The organism is Nonlabens sp. MB-3u-79 (genome assembly GCF_002831625.1).
In the GTDB taxonomy this organism is placed as follows: Bacteria; Bacteroidota; Bacteroidia; order Flavobacteriales; family Flavobacteriaceae; genus Nonlabens.
Genome location: NZ_CP025116.1, coordinates 1,068,264 through 1,086,484 on the forward strand (window position 1 = coordinate 1,068,264; position 18,221 = coordinate 1,086,484).

At 39.3% G+C, this 18,221-nt stretch carries 13 protein-coding genes; 5 read left to right on the forward strand and 8 right to left on the reverse strand.

What is annotated here, in order from left to right; all coding sequences use genetic code 11:
* Nucleotides 1-38: 38 nt before the first annotated feature.
* The 3 genes from CW736_RS04830 to CW736_RS04840 form a co-directional block, all read right to left on the reverse strand.
* Nucleotides 39-3,386: a T9SS type A sorting domain-containing protein gene (locus tag CW736_RS04830; protein WP_101012830.1), complete on the reverse strand. Its 3,348-nt coding sequence runs from the start codon at nucleotides 3,384-3,386 to the stop codon at nucleotides 39-41.
* Between the two features lie 150 nt (nucleotides 3,387-3,536).
* On the reverse strand, nucleotides 3,537-6,404 hold the full coding sequence (locus tag CW736_RS04835) for an alpha/beta hydrolase family protein (protein WP_101012831.1): 2,868 nt from the start codon (nucleotides 6,402-6,404) through the stop codon (nucleotides 3,537-3,539).
* 30 nt (nucleotides 6,405-6,434) lie between these two features.
* Entirely contained in the window at nucleotides 6,435-6,926 is a 492-nt protein-coding gene (locus CW736_RS04840) for a nuclear transport factor 2 family protein (protein WP_101012832.1), read from the reverse strand.
* A 34-nt stretch (nucleotides 6,927-6,960) separates the two neighbouring features.
* On the opposite strand from CW736_RS04840, the gene CW736_RS04845 reads away from it, so the two are divergent.
* Entirely contained in the window at nucleotides 6,961-7,524 is a 564-nt protein-coding gene (locus tag CW736_RS04845) for a DNA-3-methyladenine glycosylase I (RefSeq protein ID WP_101012833.1), read from the forward strand.
* Between the two features lie 322 nt (nucleotides 7,525-7,846).
* Here CW736_RS04845 and aat read toward each other — a convergent pair whose 3' ends face one another.
* The 3 genes from aat to CW736_RS04860 all read right to left on the reverse strand — a co-directional run bounded on the left by aat (nucleotide 7,847) and on the right by CW736_RS04860 (nucleotide 10,017).
* Nucleotides 7,847-8,494, reverse strand: a complete 648-nt coding sequence (gene aat / locus CW736_RS04850) for a leucyl/phenylalanyl-tRNA--protein transferase (protein WP_101012834.1) — start codon at nucleotides 8,492-8,494, stop codon at nucleotides 7,847-7,849.
* A 290-nt stretch (nucleotides 8,495-8,784) separates the two neighbouring features.
* Nucleotides 8,785-9,162: a DUF3127 domain-containing protein gene (locus tag CW736_RS04855; RefSeq protein WP_101012835.1), complete on the reverse strand. Its 378-nt coding sequence runs from the start codon at nucleotides 9,160-9,162 to the stop codon at nucleotides 8,785-8,787.
* Nucleotides 9,163-9,165: 3 nt separating this feature from the next.
* Entirely contained in the window at nucleotides 9,166-10,017 is an 852-nt protein-coding gene (locus CW736_RS04860; protein WP_101015032.1) for a flavin reductase family protein, read from the reverse strand.
* Between the two features lie 304 nt (nucleotides 10,018-10,321).
* Here CW736_RS04860 and CW736_RS04865 point away from each other — a divergent pair, with 304 nt between their 5' ends.
* From CW736_RS04865 to pbpC, 3 genes are all read left to right on the forward strand, one after another.
* Nucleotides 10,322-12,715 carry a M28 family peptidase gene (locus tag CW736_RS04865; protein ID WP_101012836.1) on the forward strand — a complete coding sequence of 798 codons (2,394 nt, stop codon included), beginning with the start codon at nucleotides 10,322-10,324 and terminating at the stop codon, nucleotides 12,713-12,715.
* On the forward strand, nucleotides 12,705-13,487 hold the full coding sequence (locus tag CW736_RS04870; protein ID WP_101012837.1) for an NAD(P)H-binding protein: 783 nt from the start codon (nucleotides 12,705-12,707) through the stop codon (nucleotides 13,485-13,487). Before CW736_RS04865 ends, CW736_RS04870 begins: the two co-directional genes overlap by 11 nt.
* Before the next feature lie 301 nt (nucleotides 13,488-13,788).
* Entirely contained in the window at nucleotides 13,789-16,152 is a 2,364-nt protein-coding gene (pbpC, locus tag CW736_RS04875; RefSeq protein WP_101012838.1) for a penicillin-binding protein 1C, read from the forward strand.
* A gap of 218 nt (nucleotides 16,153-16,370) precedes the next feature.
* On the opposite strand, the gene CW736_RS04880 is transcribed toward pbpC, so the two are convergent.
* A complete protein-coding gene (locus CW736_RS04880) occupies nucleotides 16,371-16,835 on the reverse strand; it encodes a CYTH domain-containing protein (protein ID WP_101012839.1) in 465 nt (154 codons plus the stop codon).
* A 376-nt stretch (nucleotides 16,836-17,211) separates the two neighbouring features.
* On the opposite strand from CW736_RS04880, the gene CW736_RS14025 reads away from it, so the two are divergent.
* Nucleotides 17,212-17,577 (forward strand): hypothetical protein, encoded by a 366-nt coding sequence (locus CW736_RS14025; protein WP_157810883.1) that lies wholly within the window; start codon nucleotides 17,212-17,214, stop codon nucleotides 17,575-17,577.
* On the opposite strand, the gene CW736_RS04885 is transcribed toward CW736_RS14025, so the two are convergent.
* Nucleotides 17,481-18,164, reverse strand: coding sequence for an NAD(P)H-binding protein (locus tag CW736_RS04885; protein WP_101012840.1), 684 nt, complete (start codon nucleotides 18,162-18,164; stop codon nucleotides 17,481-17,483). The two genes, CW736_RS14025 and CW736_RS04885, sit on opposite strands and share 97 nt — an antisense overlap.
* Nucleotides 18,165-18,221: the final 57 nt, after the last annotated feature.

Sequence of the window (18,221 nt, forward strand, 5' to 3'; positions counted from 1 at the left end):
TAAAACATACTGGATGTAAAAAAAGGATCAGTTGTCGATTATCTTACAATCAATTTTTGAGTTACTGATCCTGTCGCGGTGGAGATATTTATAAAATACATTCCTTGAGACACTCCAGATAAATCGACCTGGTGCGTAGTTCCGGAATTCTTTTTTCTAGCAGCAATTTTTTTCCCACTTACATCGTAAACACTGTAATCAAATTCTTGAGCAGCATTCCATGCGATATTAAAAACTCCTGCCGATGGGTTGGGATAGATGGAAAACATATCTTCAAGAGATGTGGATTGGGTACTTAAGGTTCCATTAATTACAAAGTTATCAATCACCGCTCCTTCATTAGTAACCGATTGATCTGTTCTTAAAACATATCTAAAAACGACTTCTGTAGGGTTATTAAGAGCGCTTAAAGAAAGGTTGTAATTAGTTAATATTGTAGAAGAGCCTGTCCATTGGGCACCTATACAATTATAACAATTTGAATTGTTAGGGAATCTATTAGAATTATACCAGTTAGGATCAGCAGCAGAGCCTAGAATATTCCAGTTACCTCCACCATCTATTGAATATTCCATGTATAATAAATCCCAGTTGTTTTCTATATCAAAAGCCATATCAAAAGATAAAACAGGGTTGGTCGCATTAGATAAATCATAACAACCCGAATATAAATAGCTGGTAGAATTGTTACCATATGGTCCAGAAATATTTGTACCGTAGACATTTGTCGATCCTGTAATTACGCTGCTTAAAACAGCGCCATTTGCTGTACCTCGTTGCCATGCAGAAAATGGATCACCTTCATTGGAGGTAAGAAATGCTCTATTTTCAAATTGGTGTAAATCATTCACTACACCAGAAGAGTTGCTTAAAATCTCTATAAAGCCTTCATTATTATTAATGAAATAATCATTTATTGTGGTCACGATGACATCGATAGTGTGCGTTCCTAAAGTTAGATTAAGTCCTGGAATAGTGATACTAGCTATTCCCTGCGGAGCGATAGACACACTTGTTTGCTGTGAAACACTGGTCCCTCCATCAATACTGTAATTGATGTCAACGCTATTTATAGCAGTCATTCCTGCGTTTTCTAAGATGATGTTGACAGCATTATTCCCACAAGCTATGTCACCACCATTAGTGAGAAGCTCAACTAATTTTACGTCTGTATTGGGAGCAACGCGTTGGACAGCCGTTTGCCAGATACCTCTACCATAGGTTCCAGCTGTCAAGGTGTTGTCATTAGTGTTTATTTCTAGATCCCTAATATTTACATTAGGCAAGTTATTTCCAAATGATTCCCATAGTCCAGCACTTTCATCATATCGATAAGTACCTACAGTAGTCCCCACAAATAAAGGTTCGTCTACGCTTAGTGCTTGATGTACTAAAGTATTTTTACCCAAATTAGGAAGGTTACTAGTGATGTTTGAAAAGCTGGCACCTTGATTCGTACTTTTATACACTTGTCCATCAGAGAATCTAGTTGCAGCATAAACAATAGAACTATTGTTAGCATTGACTTCTAGAGCAGATATATTTTCAGGAAAGTTAAATATGCTAATAAAGTTTGCGCCAGCATCGATACTTCTATATAAAACTTCATTAACTGCAGCATAAATGACATTATCGTTATTAGGATCTATTTCTAAAACATCAATATTAGAATTGAAGGCCGGAGATACCGCAGTAAAAGATCCGCCAACAACTTTATATAACATGGAGTAACCGGCATAAATAGTTCCTCTACTATCGGTTTTCATAGGTGTGATCCAGTTCCCTTGTTCTGGACCATTTATACTGCTTGAGAGACTGTTTCCTCCATTTGTAGAAATATATAAGCCACCACCACGTTGTGTGAAGCCATATCTAATGTTGGAGTCTGTTGGATCAATCCCAGATTCCATTCCATCAGCACCATAATAATTCTTCCAAGAGCTTGCGCTTCTCGTAAAGCCACCATTATCTTGCAATCCACCTGCAATGTCTGCACTGGATTGTTTTCCTACAGCAATTCTATAAAATTGACCTATTTGTGCACTGCTAGTAAGGTCAGTAAAGCTTGCTGCTGCATTAGTGCTTCTATACACTCCACCGTCAGACAGAACAAATAACTCATTGCCAAATTGTCTTATCTGATGAATGTCTGCATGCGTATATGCCGCTTGAGAACTATTACTCCAGCTGTTGATCTTGGTAAATGAAGATCCTCCTGAGGTAGATTTCCAAACATTAAGACATCCTGTATAAATAGTTTCTGCATTAGTTGGGGAAACCTCTAGAGCTAGGTCATACCATCCTTGAGAACTTTCTAAAATATCAGTTCCCGTATCTCTTTTAGAAAAAGAAACACCATCATCGTTAGATCTATAAACACCTACAAGGGCTGCACTACTATCAATTATGAGCAAGTAAACATAACTTGAATTTGCAGGTGAAACTCCTATTACAGATCTTCCTTGATTAGTAGGTAGTCCAGAAGTGATTTGTGTCCAAGTCGCTCCTTGATTGGTAGATTTAAAGAATTGCGACAACGTAGCCATATAAATGACATTAGAATCTCCGGGTTTAAATTTGATATCCTTAACATTACCATTAAATGTTCTTGTAACCGTAGTACCAGCATCCGTAGATTTATAAAACCCACTACTAGAAGAAATGTAAATGTTGTTACTATTATTAGGGTCTATGTAGATTTCACTAATATTTCCACCCCTCGAAAATGTCAATCCAGTAGTGTTAAAGGTGGCGCCAGCATCAGTTGATTTAAGCATTCCTATACTATAGGTATCGCCTGCATCATCATCTCCAGTTCCTATATAAACAACATTAGAGTTGTTAGGGTCTACTGCAATGGCACTTGTTCCTATTTGAGAAAGAAAGTCTGTTATTGGGCTCCAAGTAGTTCCAGCGTCTGTGGATTTCCAAGCACCACCTCCAGGCGTACCCATATAATAGGTGTTGGAATTATTAGGGTCTACCACTAGCGTATTCACTCTACCTTGACCAGGTGACCAAGAACCAGTTGCTGTAAAGCTAAAGGGTCCTACAGGAACCCAGTTGGAATTATCTACTAAATTGTTTTTAAATAAATCTTGTTGGAGTTCGTTTTGTATATCTAAAGCAGACTGTAACGTACCGTCTGCCTTTACATAAGCTTCAGCTCTATCTACCCACCTCATAAAAGGTTTGTAACCACTTCCCTTTGCATCCTTATCATGAACTTGCCAGTAACTTTCTCCAGCAGCTTTTATTTCTTCATAAGTAGGTGTAACACCGTTTTTTTGAAGCATCAATTCTTGCATCCATGGAGCATCTGCCCCTAATTGTGCGATAGCAGAAGCGCTAAGAATAAATACTAAAATGCTAAATAATTTTTTCATTTGGAATTCCATTAAGGATATGCAATATAATGAGCGTTGATTACTAATTCATTAATTTAGTTAAAAACGCTATTATTTTTAACCTAAAGACATTATTTTTAGGTGTTTTGATCAACAAATCAGGTTGTTAATCGAGAATATATATAGGAATTACTCTTTTGCAGTTGTTTTTGTGTCCAGTTCATAACCCATCTGCTTCCCTTTTCTATCTCTGGATAAGCCTTCTGTCATCCATAATGGTGCGGGTGCATCTTTGAGGTAATGATCAAAGAATTGCATCATTCTTACCGATAGATCTCTTCTGTTTTTCATCTTTCTAAGGTTATGAGCCTCTTCATTATAAACCAGTAGCCAGGAGGGTTTATTTAACCTGCGCATACCCATAAACATTTCTATACCTTGATAATAAGGTACGGCACCATCTTCATCATTATGCATCATCAACAAGGGTGTTTCTATTTTAGGAATATGAAACAAAGGAGAATTTTCTATATATAAATCCAGTCCATCCCAAAGGTTTTCTCCTATTCTTGTTTGTGTTTTCTCATATTGAAAAGCCCTGCTTAAACCGCTGCCCCAACGTATGCCACCATAAGCACTCGTCATGTTAGATACTGGCGCTCCAGCCATAGCAGCTGCATATTTGTTAGTCACTGTAACCAGATAAGCGGTTTGATACCCACCCCAACTTTGACCTTGCAAAGCCATTTTACTAGAGTCTATATAGCCTAATTTTTCTACGGCTTCGGTTCCTGAAACAATACAGTTGTAAGCGCTTTGACCTGGATGCCCATCTTTGTAAACAATGTCTGGCACAAAAACCACATAATCATTGCTCGTTAGATAAGAAAAGTTAACGATACTTGCACTAGGTTGTGGAGCGTTGTAACGGTGTAATCCATCTGCAGATTTTTCATAGAAATAAACGATCAAAGGATACTTTTTCTTTGGATCAAAGTTATCTGGTTTATAAATAAGACCTTCTAAAGGTACTCCATCATAAGCCTTCCATTTAAATAGCGCTACAGTTCCCCATTTAAAGTCCTTCTGCTGCGGATTCATATCAGTCAATGGTTTTTTAACCTTTGGAGTGAGGTATTGGATATCTGGATATTCTTGAAAATTTCCAGATGTAATCAATAAAGCATTTGAGTTTTCCGCTTTCGCGAAAGCGGACACATCACGATCACTGACCTCATATAAAGGCTCTATACCATTGGCGGTTAACATCATTAACGAGCTTGCTTTTGTATTGTGATCAAAGGCAGAAAGCAATAACTTACCGTCGACATAAGTAACTAGACTAGGGTTTTCTCTATCTAAATTTTCTGTACGGTAAGTGATTTTATTTTTACGACCTGTTTTAGTTAAGTTTTCTGGAGTTAGAACACCGGTGACGTCTAGTTTCCAAACGTCGTATTTATCATAAATGAGGGCAAAACCATCGGTATCAAAACCTCCAATACCATGAGATCCTGCAAGTGCGGGATGATCGTCATCCTCATCTGCAAAACTTACTTCTACAAACTTGGTTAGATTCTTACCTATTTGTGTTTCTAGATCCATCATGTGCCAGTCTTGCGTGTCAAAATTGAAGTAGACTACATGCGTGTTATTTGGATTTCTTATCGGAGCACTTCCAGAATTATTGATGATAAATTTTTTGCTGCGGGTGTTGAGGTTCTCTACTAAATAATCTGCCCTCCATGGATATTCCCAGGATCTGGATACATCATATTTATTGGTATTTTCATAAATCACATAAGCTCCTTCCATATCCTTATCCCAGTATGTATCGCTCATATCATAATCATTGAGAAATTGAACACTGCCTTTTTCTGTATCCCAAACCACCGTTGCCGATTTGTTTTCCAGACTGGAGAAACGTGTTTTTTGCTCTGGTTGTATCATGCCATCTTTGTAATTCCATACATCTACTTGTGCGATCTCGTCTTTCATTAAAGTAGTGTCAATGGTGTACTCTATCTTAGGTTGTGTGTAGAAGATTAAACGTTTTCCGTTTTCAGAAAACACCGCTTTTCTTTGCTCTGTTAATTTCCAGCCGTCTTTGATATTACCTTCTCCATAGCCCAACTGACGAGTCAGAGAATCCCTGTCTTTTTGATAATACAATTCAAATTTGAGGGAGTCTGTTTCTGTGCTGTCCATCGCCACTTTATAGGCGAATTGCTTGCCGTACTTATCTATAGAAAGGTCTTTATAGCGCCATGCATTATTTAATAGCGTGGTAGAAGTTCGGCTGTTAGCATCGTAGTAATAAATGCCCTGATCTTTTTTCTTTTTACCTTGATTACGAGAGTAGATAAAACCAGTTCCTTCTCGAGGCATTTCATAGTGTTCAAAACTATCAATGCTGTCTTTTGTTTTAGAAACAGGCTGGTAAATTAGGAGGTAATCTTCTTCCGTGTAATCTACTTCTTTCTTTTTACCATCTTCTTTAGTCTTTTTTTTAAGCTCCTTTTTTAAACGGCGTTTTTTTTCTTTTTTGGTTTCTTTTACAGCTGTTGTGTCCTTTTTCTTTTCTTGTTTCAGGTCTTTGTACTTTTCAATGATAATAAAATCATTGCGCTTATCACTGGCTTGATATTTTTTTACTCGTTGTATAGAGTCAATGATAGTTCCAGAGGCTACTTCGTAGACCATAAAAGTATCTTTGGATTGCTTGTCCTTATCTATTTCCTTTTTTTGTTCGTTTCTCAGTTTTTGATATTCGGGTTTTTGAAGGAAATAGACGTAATTCTCATCGGCGCTTATTTGCGGATTATCGCCATTGAAAAAAGTGTGTTTGGTATCTTTTGCTAGGTTGTGAATTTCCAGATAGCCATCTCCAGCTCCGGTGGAAGTAACGACGCTTATGGCAACTAGGTTACCACTAGGAGAAATCTCTCGGCTGGAGGAGCGTTTCCATAAGTCATAATCGGCGTGAGTAAGTGCTTTTTTCTGAGCAAATGCCGTTATACAACAAGCAAAAATCAGTAAGGTCAGTAGATTTTTCATGGGTATGTATTTAAGTAGGTATTTCTAATTTTAGTGGTCTCGCAGTTGTTTTATGTAATTTTTATCCCACTCTTTTTTCATTTCGGTAAGCGAGGAAACATGATCATTAGGGACGGCTATAGAAAGCACATAATGTGCAATTTTCCACTTTCCATCTTGCATTTTCATGACACCACTGCCACGGCATATTCCCATTTGAGTATCTAACAATTCGTCAAAATAAGCCATTCCATTTAGGGCATACACATGACGTTCTAAAGAGGTAAAGGACCATGCTTTTCCTTTGTCAAAATAAGGTTGGGAATAAGCTTTGAATTCGGCAACTTGCCAGTTTTCTGTCGCGTCGGTGCCTATAAAAATAGCGTCGTCTGTCATCAGATCAAAATAGTTCTCAAAATTAGCTTGTGATGCGGCATTGTGCCAGGCATCTATAGACTGCTCCATCTCTGGAATGTTGATGGCTTTTTGAGAGGCACAACTGGAGAAGAAAATAACCGAAATAAATAATAACAACTGTTTCATAGCTCGTAAATATAAAGATTAGTAATTTTAAACCATGAAAAAACAAAAATGTGGCTGGTGCCTAGGAGATGATTTGTATGAATCTTATCACGATCAAGAATGGGGAAAACCTGTTTATGACGACCAGACCTTGTTTGAATTCCTGATTTTAGAGACCATGCAAGCAGGATTGAGCTGGATCACTATTTTACGTAAACGGCAGAATTATTTTGATGCCTTAGATCAATTTGATGTTCAGAAAATAGCTGCTTATGATCAGGAAAAGCAAGAGGAGCTTCTTCAGAACGCCGGTATTATACGCCACAAATTAAAAGTAAAATCAATTATTAATAATGCACAGCTATTTCTAGAAGTCCAGAAAGAATACGGTAGTTTTTCCAAGTTTATCTGGAGGTATGTAGATGGGAAACCCATTAACAACCAACTCCAAAATTATAAAAAAGCCTCTCCAAATACTGCGCTATCAGACCAGATTTCTAAGGATCTTAAAAAACGCGGATTCAAATTTGTTGGACCTACTATTATTTACGCCTTTATGCAAGCGACTGGAATGGTAAACGATCACGAGGTAAGCTGTTTTAGATATGATGAGGTATAGCAATTATGGATTTGTCTTGTTCTTGCTTTCACTGCGCCCTGGGGCAGTGAAGTTTATACAGGGGTAGGTCAGGGCACGATAGTGGAACCGCTACAAACTCCATTCCAACAAAAAAGGAGCGAGAAGAAAAAAATCACTTTAGATCTTTTTCCTAAGAACGCGGCCAAAGTAGTAACCGAAATAGGCCCGCCTTAATAAGCAAGCAAATAAAAAAACAACTTTATAAATATACTTTTCTCATGAATAGAGGGGATGCTCAACTAGAAATAATGCAACTCAATAGTATAGGTAGATCGAGAAGAATTTAATGTAGGTAATAGTTCTACTTCAAATAACTCAAAAACACTTCTCGATCTATCTCTACCGCACCCAGACGAGCTAAATGATCGTTATATACTTGAGCGTCTATAAGCTGGTAATCTAAAGCTTGTAATTTTTCTACTAAATACATTAAAGCGATTTTACTCGCATCAGTAGCTAGTGAGAACATGCTTTCTCCGCAAAAAATCCCTTTATCTTTTAAATCCATTCCGTACAGCCCTCCTACGAGTTCATCATCTTTAAAGACCTCAATACTTTTTGCATGACCAGATTCATGGAGTTGGGCATAAGCTTTCAACATCTCTTCATTGATCCAGGTACCGTCTTGGTCGTTTCTAGGCACGTTACCACAATGTTTCATAACAGTGGTAAAGCAAGTGTTCTCTCGCACCTCATAACCGCGATTGCGCTGGCTTTGTCGCATGGACTTGGTCACCCGCATAGGAGATGTAGATTTTAAATCAAAAATCATTCGAGGATCTGGACTCCACCAGCAAATAGGCTCTCCGTCATTATACCATGGAAAGAATCCAGAATTATAAGCAAGGAGCAATCTTTCTTGGCTTAAATCGCCACCTATAGCAGCAAGCCCATGTTCTGGAGCGTTACTAGGATCGGGAAAAATTAAAGATTTGTTTAATAAATGCAATAGAAATTGTGAATTAAGTTAGGAAATGGCCCTAAAATTACTAATATTTGAATGGTCTTCAGATTTAAATTTATTTTCATCATTGCTTTTTTTTTGATTTTGTTTGAAGACTAACCTATTAAAAATGAAAATCCCAATCTTGAGAAAGTTGGGATTTTTTTATTTTTAATATCCTAATACCATGATTCATAGGTGCGGACTTAAGTCCGCACCTATGAATCAATATTAAATGTAAAAAGCAGCAAGAAATCATCTTGCTGCTTTTGTACCTGTATCAATTAGATAATGTTCTAAAAAGGCAAGTCATCATGATCTTCATTCTTGGTATTGGATACCGGCTCGTACTCATCAAATGGCGGCACTTCTGGTGCTCCACCTGCTGGTGCGGCAGCACCTGCTTTTTCAATTCTCCATCCTGCGATAGAGTTGAAATATTTTGTTTCTCCTTGTGGCGATTGCCATTCACGACCTCTTAAGTTGATACCTATTTTTACTGGTTCACCTACGTTAAATGCGTCTAATAAGCCAGTTTTATCCTGTACAAACTCGATCATCAAGTGTTGTGGGTACTGCTCTTCGGTAGTTACTACCAATTCACGTTTTTGAAAACCGTTAGAACCAAAAGTTTTGGTTTCTCCTATCAATTTAATTTTTCCTAATACTTCCATAGTCTATAATAATAAATAGTTCCACGCAGCCAGGAGTTCCCCTTTTGCGATGAGCTCTTTAGCTCGATTGTGTTTATCTGTTGTAGAGAGGTTGAATAACTGTTCCGCTTTCGCGAAAGCTACCACTTCTTCCTGCTCAGGTACTCGTTCTACATTTCCTAGTTTACCAAGATCGTTTCCGGTAAGGATATCGCTTTGTCTAGCATGTTCTGGTAGCGCATCAACGCCTACACCTAGAGTTGCCAAAGGTTTAGGAACCTCAAACATAGCGTCTTTAGAACGGCAGTACCAGTTACCACCCATTCTTGCAACCGTATCGATTTTAAAAGGGTCGATCTTGTTGTACTCGTCTAACACGTTGTCATTCACATGTACCATGACCACTTCACAAATGATGAGGTTACCAGCGCCACCTTCCTGACCTAATTCTACGATTTCTTTTACTTTACACTCAAATTGTACGGGGCTTTCGGCCACTCGAGGCGGCGCGACTATATCACTTTTTGCCTCTGTAAGACCCGCTTTTTCAAACTCATTAACACCTTCTCCATATTCTGTGCTGGATAATGACATTTGTTGAACAATGTCATAGTTTACAATGTTGATCACCACTTCTCCTGTAGCTTTGGCATTCAATAAGGTGTGTTTTACCGAGTTATCTCGTACCCGGCGCGCAGGAGAAAAAATCATCACTGGCGGATTTGCACTAAAAACATTAAAAAAGGAATAGGGTGATAAGTTCACCTTTCCATTTGCGTCCACAGTACTAGCAAAAGCTATAGGTCGCGGTTGAACGGCTCCTAGCATAATGCTATGGAGTTGAGCTGTTTCTATGTCTTTAGGATTGAGTTTCAAGGCGTTTTTTTGATAAGATACAAAGGTAAGATTTATAGAATAGAATTCAGAATAATGTTTTTTAAAATGATGAAATACTCGAAAGGGGAGGTTTTTAGAAGGGGGTGCTTGAAAACAGAAGCTCATATTCCTCAACCATTTTGGCAATCCTGTACTGAGTTGACCCAAGTGATCCCTACACAGCCTCATGGGTACGGGAACAAAATTTAACCATTTCAAGTTCAAAAGAAACCTACCTTTTAGGCATAGGGAAAATTTTCCTACTTTTTTCTTAACTTTCCAACTCTGCAAAAACCAACCAACCATGAGACCTAAATCTCACCTCACCTCAGCCTTCTCATTTCTAGTAATTATTTTGATGATTTGGTATGCCTTTCAAAGTCAGACACCATCTTCTCAAGTAAAAGAGAATTTACCAACGACCGAATGGTCAACTGCTAGAGCATTGCAACATGTAAAGGCTATCTCGCTAAAACCTCATTATGTAGGAAGTAAAGCTCATAATGAAGTTAGAGATTATATAAAGGGGGAACTTCAAAAAATGGGACTGGAAGTTTCCACACAAAAAGGCTACGATATTAGCAGCAACGGGAACATGTCTCAGCCAGAAAATATAATAGCTCGTATCAAAGGAACCGATGCTAACAATAAAGCATTGGTGTTATTAAGTCACTATGATAGTGATCCACATTCCAGCAAAGGTGCTAGCGATGCGGCAAGTGGTGTGGCAACAATTTTGGAAGGAGTAAGAGCTTTTCTAGCACAAAATAAACAGCCTAAAAACGATATCATTATCTGTATTACAGACGGTGAAGAGCTAGGACTTAATGGGGCCAGTCTCTTTGTAAGAGAACATCCTTGGGCAAATAGTGTAGGTTTTGTACTCAACTTTGAAGCTCGCGGTAGTGGAGGTCCTAGCTATATGCTGGTGGAGACTAATGGTGGTAATCGCAAGATTATAGAAGAATTTATGGCAGCTGGAACAGATTATCCAGTGGCACATTCTCTCGCATACAGCATCTATCAAATGATTCCTAACAGTACAGATCTTACGGCTTTTAGACAAGATGGCGATATCAATGGTCTTAATTTTGCATTTATAGGAGACCATTTTGATTACCACACAGAGTTAGATAATTACGAACGCTTGGATCGAAACACCCTAGCGCACCAAGGTTCTTATTTGATGCCTTTGTTGATTCACTTTAGCGATTTAGACATGACCGATCGCATGATGGCAGAAAAAGGAGATGACCTGGTGTACTTCCCTATGCCCTTGGTTAAAATGCTTAGTTTTCCGTTCAGCTGGCTGGCTGCGATGATAATTATAAGTGGTTTGTTATTGCTGTTTTTAATCATCTTAGGAATCCGCAAAAGGCGCATGAGCATGAAACATCTTTTGGCAGGTTTTATACCGTTCTTGGGAAGCATGATCATCGGTTATTTATGGAGCAACTACGGTTGGGCAGCTGTAAAGTTCAATGATTTTTATATAGATCAACATCATGGTTTTCCATATAATGGGTATTGGTTGATCGCCACAGCTGCATTTGCTGCTGTGAGTATTTGCTTTTTCTTGTATCACAAATTTTATGATCGCGACCGTATTGCTAGCTTGAGTGTGGCTCCTTTATTTTTATTATGGGTGATCTCTTTGGCAGTGGCTTTTCCAGTGGGGAATGCAGGCTTGATTCCAGGGGTATATCTAGGGGGTGCCGGTTACTTTGTAGTACCTCTATTTGCCGGATTGATCATGTTATGGCTTAATATTTATCAAAAACGACCTAGTTATATTTTATTGTTATTACTCGCCGTTCCTGCTGTTTTTGTTTTCGCTCCATTTATAACCGCCTTTCCAGTTGCTTTAGGAATGAGTATTCTTTTTGTCGCTGCTGTTTTGAGTACGTTGTTATTTGGTTTATTGATTCCTATTATAGGACATTACCGCAAGAAAGGATTGTTGGCATTTGGCTCGTTGATCGTTACTTTAGTTTGTTTGTGTTTCGCTTTCGCGAAAGCGGAATACTCACCAACCCAACCCCAACCTACTAGCCTGATCTACTTGCAAGACCAAGACGCCAAAACAGCTCAATGGGCCACTTATGACAGCGCCTTGTCAGATTGGACCAAGGAAAAATTAGGCGAAAAACCTCAATTAGCTCGGGAACTGAACGAAAACTCCATCGATTCCAAATACGGCACCGGGTTCTCTTATGCGGCAAATACCGATTATAAAGAATTGCCAGAAGTGAAGATCGAGGTCATGAGCGATACCGCTGTAAATGGTTTGCGTACGGTAAAATTTAAAGTCAGCAGTGAAAGCATCGTACATCGTTATGAGGTCTTTGCAGATTCTAAATATGTATTCGAAAAAGCCGTGGTCAATGGTTTGGAAATTCAGGCTACAGGGAAGACTAAAAAACCATTTGGCAACCGATGGGGAAATCGCATGTTGAGTTATTACGTGAGCGATAACGCGGCTCTAGAAATGGAAATGACTTTTGACGCTGGTGTAGAACCAGAACTGATCATTTATGCAGCCTCCTTTGATTTATTAGGTCAAAAAGAAATGCAGGTCAGCAAGCGACCGCTGGATCAAATGTCCATGCCGTTTGTTTTAAATGATGCGGTGCTTAGAAAAAGAACCCTTTCATTACTTCAACAGCAAACAGAAGTAATACAGGAAAATGGCGAATAAAATTATAGGGATATTAGGATGTGGTTGGTTGGGTTTTGATCTTGCTTTACAACTAAAAAAGCAAGCTTACCAAGTAAGAGGTACGTCTAGAACGGATGAAAAGTTACTACAGCTTTCAGAAAAGGGGATTCACGCTTTTAAGATCGACCTTCAAGAAGATAAAATCTATGGCGATGTTCAAGGTTTTTTAGAGGGATTGGATGTTTTGGTGATTGACATACCGCCAGGCTTGCGTCAAAATCCAGAAAGCGATTTTGCCTTTAGGATCCAGCTGTTCATGAGATTTGTTCAAGCATATGAAATCAACAAGGTTCTTTTTATTTCATCCACATCCGTTTTTGAAGACTTGGAAGAATTGCCTACTTACGATGAACATGCGCTGCCCAATGCCACAAGTAATAATGGTAAAAAAATCATCGCTGCAGAGCAAGTGGTTCAAGAAATGGCACATCAATCTACCATTATCAGACCTTGTGGCCTGATAGGTGGTGATCGGCATCCTGTTAAAATGCTGGCAGGAAGAAAAGGAATTAAAAATCCTGAGGCACCCATAAATCTAGTGACACGAGATCATGTGAATGCCATTATTATAAAAGTGATCGCAGGCACACTTGATGCTCCAGTAATTCACGCCGTTAGTGAACCACATATAAGTCGGGAAGCATATTATCAAAACGCTGCTCAAGAATTTGGATTAGAAGCTCCGATTTTTGAGAAGGATGCAAATAGTGTTGGGAAGAAGATCACAACTGTATTTCCCTTAGGGGAATAAGTGGATTTCAATGTATAAAGCTTTCCCCTTTTTGAAAGGGGAACATTTAATTCGTGTACGAATTAAATAAGGGGTTTGCAGAGCTGGAATCGATCTAGAAATCCCTTTTTAAAGAAAGATTCAAACATCGTGTCAAACCCTTTTGGTTAGCAACAAAGTTGCTTAACCTTTTTTCCCTTCTTCTGAAGGGAAATGCTTTTACATTATTTTGAAAAAGAAGACTTTTGCACCTTGTTTTAAACAAACAACTATTCTTATAACTTAGAGTTTTAAATAAACAAAGAATCCGTAGTTTCAACTGGTGAAAAAATTCTTCTACAAACATAAAATCAAACTCAGCATACTGACCCTGTTGCTGGTTTGGTACGCCTTGTGTTTACCAGATCGATTGTTTGATGTTCCTTATTCTACCGTTATAGAAAGTAGGGACGGCAGACTGCTTGATGCACATATTGCCAAAGATGAGCAATGGCGTTTTCCTGCGGTCGATAGTGTGCCTTACCGTTACAAACAATGTGTGTTGCAATTTGAAGATGCTTATTTCTATGATCACCCAGGATTCAATCCAGTTGCTATAGGAAAAGCATTAGCTGATAATATCTCGGCTGGAAAAGTAGTGCGTGGAGGCAGTACCATTACACAGCAAGTGATCCGACTATCGCGTAAAAAGGACCGTAACTACTACGAGAAGTTGATTGAATTGATCTGGGCTACGAGATTAGAACTCCGACTTTCAAAGGAAGAAATTCTAGAACTCTACGCTTCTCACGCGCCTTATGGAGGTAACGTAGTTGGTCTGGATATGGCGGCTTGGCGTTATTTTGGGAGAAAATCCCACGAACTCAGTTGGGCCGAAAGTGCTACACTGGCGGTTTTGCCCAATGCACCTGGACTGGTTTATCCGGGAAAAAGGGAGCGCTTACTCAAAGAAAAGCGCGATCAAGTATTGCTAAAGCTCCAAGAGGAAAACATCATTAGTCCTATGGATTACGAGCTCGCCATATCTGAACAGGTACCGATTCAAGATTTTAGACTGCCCCAACTCGCACCGCATTTATTGCAACGAGCCAATAAAGAATACGGGACTCAAAAATTACGCACAAGCATTGATTATGAGATGCAGGAAACGGTCAACCGCATCGTGAAGAACCATCACAACCTACTTCAGCAAAATGGGGTGAATAACCTCGCTATGCTGGTTCTGGATGTGGAAACCCAAACCGTTGCTGCCTATGTAGGGAATGCTCCTACGAGCAGAGAACACAGTAAGGATGTGGATATCATTACTGCTCCACGATCTACGGGTAGTGTGCTAAAACCTTTTTTATATGCAGCCATGCTGGACGAGGGCGAACTCTTGCCAGAGAGTTTGGTAAAAGACACGCCTACGGTTATCGATGGCTTTTCTACGGAGAATTACGATAAAAGATATACGGGTGCGATTCCCGCGTCTCAAGCTTTATCGAGGTCCTTAAATGTTCCTGCGGTGCGATTGTTGCGAGAGCATACGGTTCCTAAATTTTATAACAAATTGCAAGATTTAAAACTCACCCATATCAATCGTGGTGCGAGTACTTATGGACTGAGTTTGATCATCGGTGGTGGCGAGAGCAGCCTTTGGGACATGAGTCGCGCTTATCTAGGAATGGCCAAAACCTTAGAACTCTACACAAAAAATAGCAGTCAGTACGATCCAGAGGTCATGAATAGGTTGAGTTATTTGGATGATAATTCCGCTTTCGCGAAAGCGGAAAAAGAAACATCTCAGAAACACGTCAACTGGTCTTTAGAGTCATCCATCTACGGTGCAGGAAGTATTTACCACACTTTTGAAGCTATGAAAAAAGTCAACCGACCAGAAGGAGAAGAGATTTGGCACTTTTTCAATCCAGATCGAGAAATCGCTTGGAAAACAGGAACAAGTTTTGGAAACCGAGATGCCTGGGCGATAGGCGTGACTCCTAAATATATTATAGGCGTCTGGACAGGAAATGCTGATGGGGAAGGACGAGCTGATATGACAGGAATAGACAGCGCCGCGCCAGTACTTTTTGATTTGTTCAATAGATTGCCTACACAAAACTGGTTTGCCCCGCCTTATGATGACTTGATTCAGGTACCAACCTGTAAACAATCAGGCTATCTCGCAACCCCATTATGTGAATCTACAAGCCAAAATATTCCTGCAGTAGGAGAGAAGTTTGCCTCTTGTCCTTTTCATAAATCCATCAACTTAGACCCTACAAAAACCTATCAAGTAAATGCCGATTGTGAGCCTGCCTCGCAAATAGTAACCACCTCCTGGTTCACGTTGCCGCCGGTGATGTCTTATTACTATGCAAGGTCAAACCCTGCTTATAAAGCCTTACCCGACTACCGAGAAGACTGCGTTCCAGCCACAGAAGAGGTGATGCGATTTATACAACCCAAACACAATACCACCATCACGCTTACCAAAAATGTAGAAGGCGCGCAAAATAGCGCCATTTTTGAGATCGCTCATAAGAACAGTGATGCTCAGGTATTTTGGTATATGGATGAAGAGTTTTTAGGGACTACTAAAAACTTTCATGAACTTGCTATTACAGGTAAAAAAGGCAAGCGCCTGATTACCGCGGTGGATGAAGAGGGCAATGATGTGCGTATTTATGTGGTTTTTGATTGACGTTTAAAAATCAGTTGTACCTACCCACAGTGATCTTAAAGCAATTCCTTCTCCTCTAATTTCTTAGGACAAAATCACAGGCTGTGCAAAGCTATTTTTTCTTCTCAAAACGAAGTGCTCTCGAATTCTCGACGGCCTATTGTATTATTTAGCCCCAAAAAGCATCGGTTCCTCATTAATATTCATGAGGGTTTATAGAAAAATAAAAAGTAATTAACCTACCATATAGAATAAGGCTTTTCACTGATATAAGAATTGTAATACTGTTTATCCCCAGTGACTTCTTTGTCGATCCATTCTGGTTTTAAGAAGGGCTCTTCTTCTGATTGTAGTTCAATTTCGGCTAGTGTGAGGCCTTTATTCTCTCCGTGGAAAATGTCTATTTCCCAAAGATGATTTTCTATAATTACTTCATACCTTGTTTTATCGATCACGCCAGGTAAACATAATTGCAGTAATTGTTCCGCCTCCTGTGTGGTTATCTCTTTCTCCCATTCATAACGAGAGAGACCACTATCGTTAGACTTTCCTTTTATGGTTAGAAAACCTTGATCGCTTTTTATACGCACCCGTACCGTACGTTCTGGATCTGTACATATATAACCTTGCGTGATGCGTTTTCCTTCTATACCTTTTAGGAAATCGGTGTTTTTAAGTAGGAATTTGCGTTCTATTTCTGTCATTGGAGAATAAATTGTTATGCAAGATAGGATTTTGAGAAGATGACTTCCAGAAAATTCGGCAATATTAAACTCTAATTAATAGATCAAGCATGATCCAAGTTTATCTGGAATCTGCTGGCTACTATTTCAAACTCTATCTTTGGGTTATAGCATCGCGTCAAACCCTTTGCGTTTTGAAGTCTCGGCAAAGCCGAGAGGCTAAACTTTTATGCATTCCTCTCGTTCCGTAAACTCCAATCGTCGGATGCAAGCGTCTGAAGGGAAAGGCTTTTACTTTTTCCTATACAAGCTCTCTAATAATCAAATCTCTTTTCTAACAGACTTTCCAATGCCTTTTTAAAAAAGCTCGTTAGATTTGACATGCTAAGTATTCTTCTTGGCATTGTCTACATCTGATGGAGAAGTTTTCCCTTTTTGTCTGAATGGAGAAAGGAAAGGCTACATCCAGAAATCAATAAAACTTAAGGAAAGAAAAAGCAGCAGAGAACCTAAATTTGTGAGCCGATTTTTTAATTTTGCCTACTGCCTACTGCCTACTGCCTACTGCCTACTGCCTACTGCCTACTGCCTACTGCCTACTGCCTACTGCCTACTGCCTACTGCCTACTGCCTACTGCCTACTGCCTACTGCCTACTGCCTCATGCCTACTGCCTACTGCCTACTGCCTCATGCCTATCGGCAATTTTCTTCAACTCATCACTTTCTATTCTATTCTTATCACAACCGTTTATCGCTATATAAATTATAGCGCTCGCAATAGTTTCTGGCTCTATAGTTCTGTATTTTTTGAGAGCGCCGGACAATAACGGATCAATAAGTTTTTGAAATTTTTTCCACGCACTTTCAAATGCTCTTTTTTCATTGCGTTGACCTCCTATGAGTGCTGGCTGGACGAAATAGTTTTCTTCAAAACTCAAAGCCTCCAGGTCTCGTTCCATTTCTCCTTTGCCGCGATTATAAGAGATGTTGCTATCTGGGTTTGCACCTAAAGCAGAAATAGCAATTATTTTACGCACTCCGTTTTCTTTTGCTACTGTTGCCACTCCGAGCGGTAAATCATGTTCGATTTTGTAGTATTCTTCTTTGTTTGGAGTTTTGGCCTTCGTGGTTCCCGTGCATATAAAAAGGTGGTCCCCTTTTAAGAACTCCTTATAGGTGGAGGGATCAAATAAATCGGCTAGGTGATTATGATGTTTTGGGTTTTTGTTGTCGATACGCTTTCGCGAAAGCGTAACTACCTTAGCATACCTCTTATCTTCTAACAGTTGCGAGAGTAAGATGTTTCCTGTTAGGCCTGAGGCGCCTATAATGATAGCGGTAAATTCCATTTGTGGAAGTTTGTTAATAGTGAAGGTTATATTTCTTAAAGGTAGTAATTTTACGAT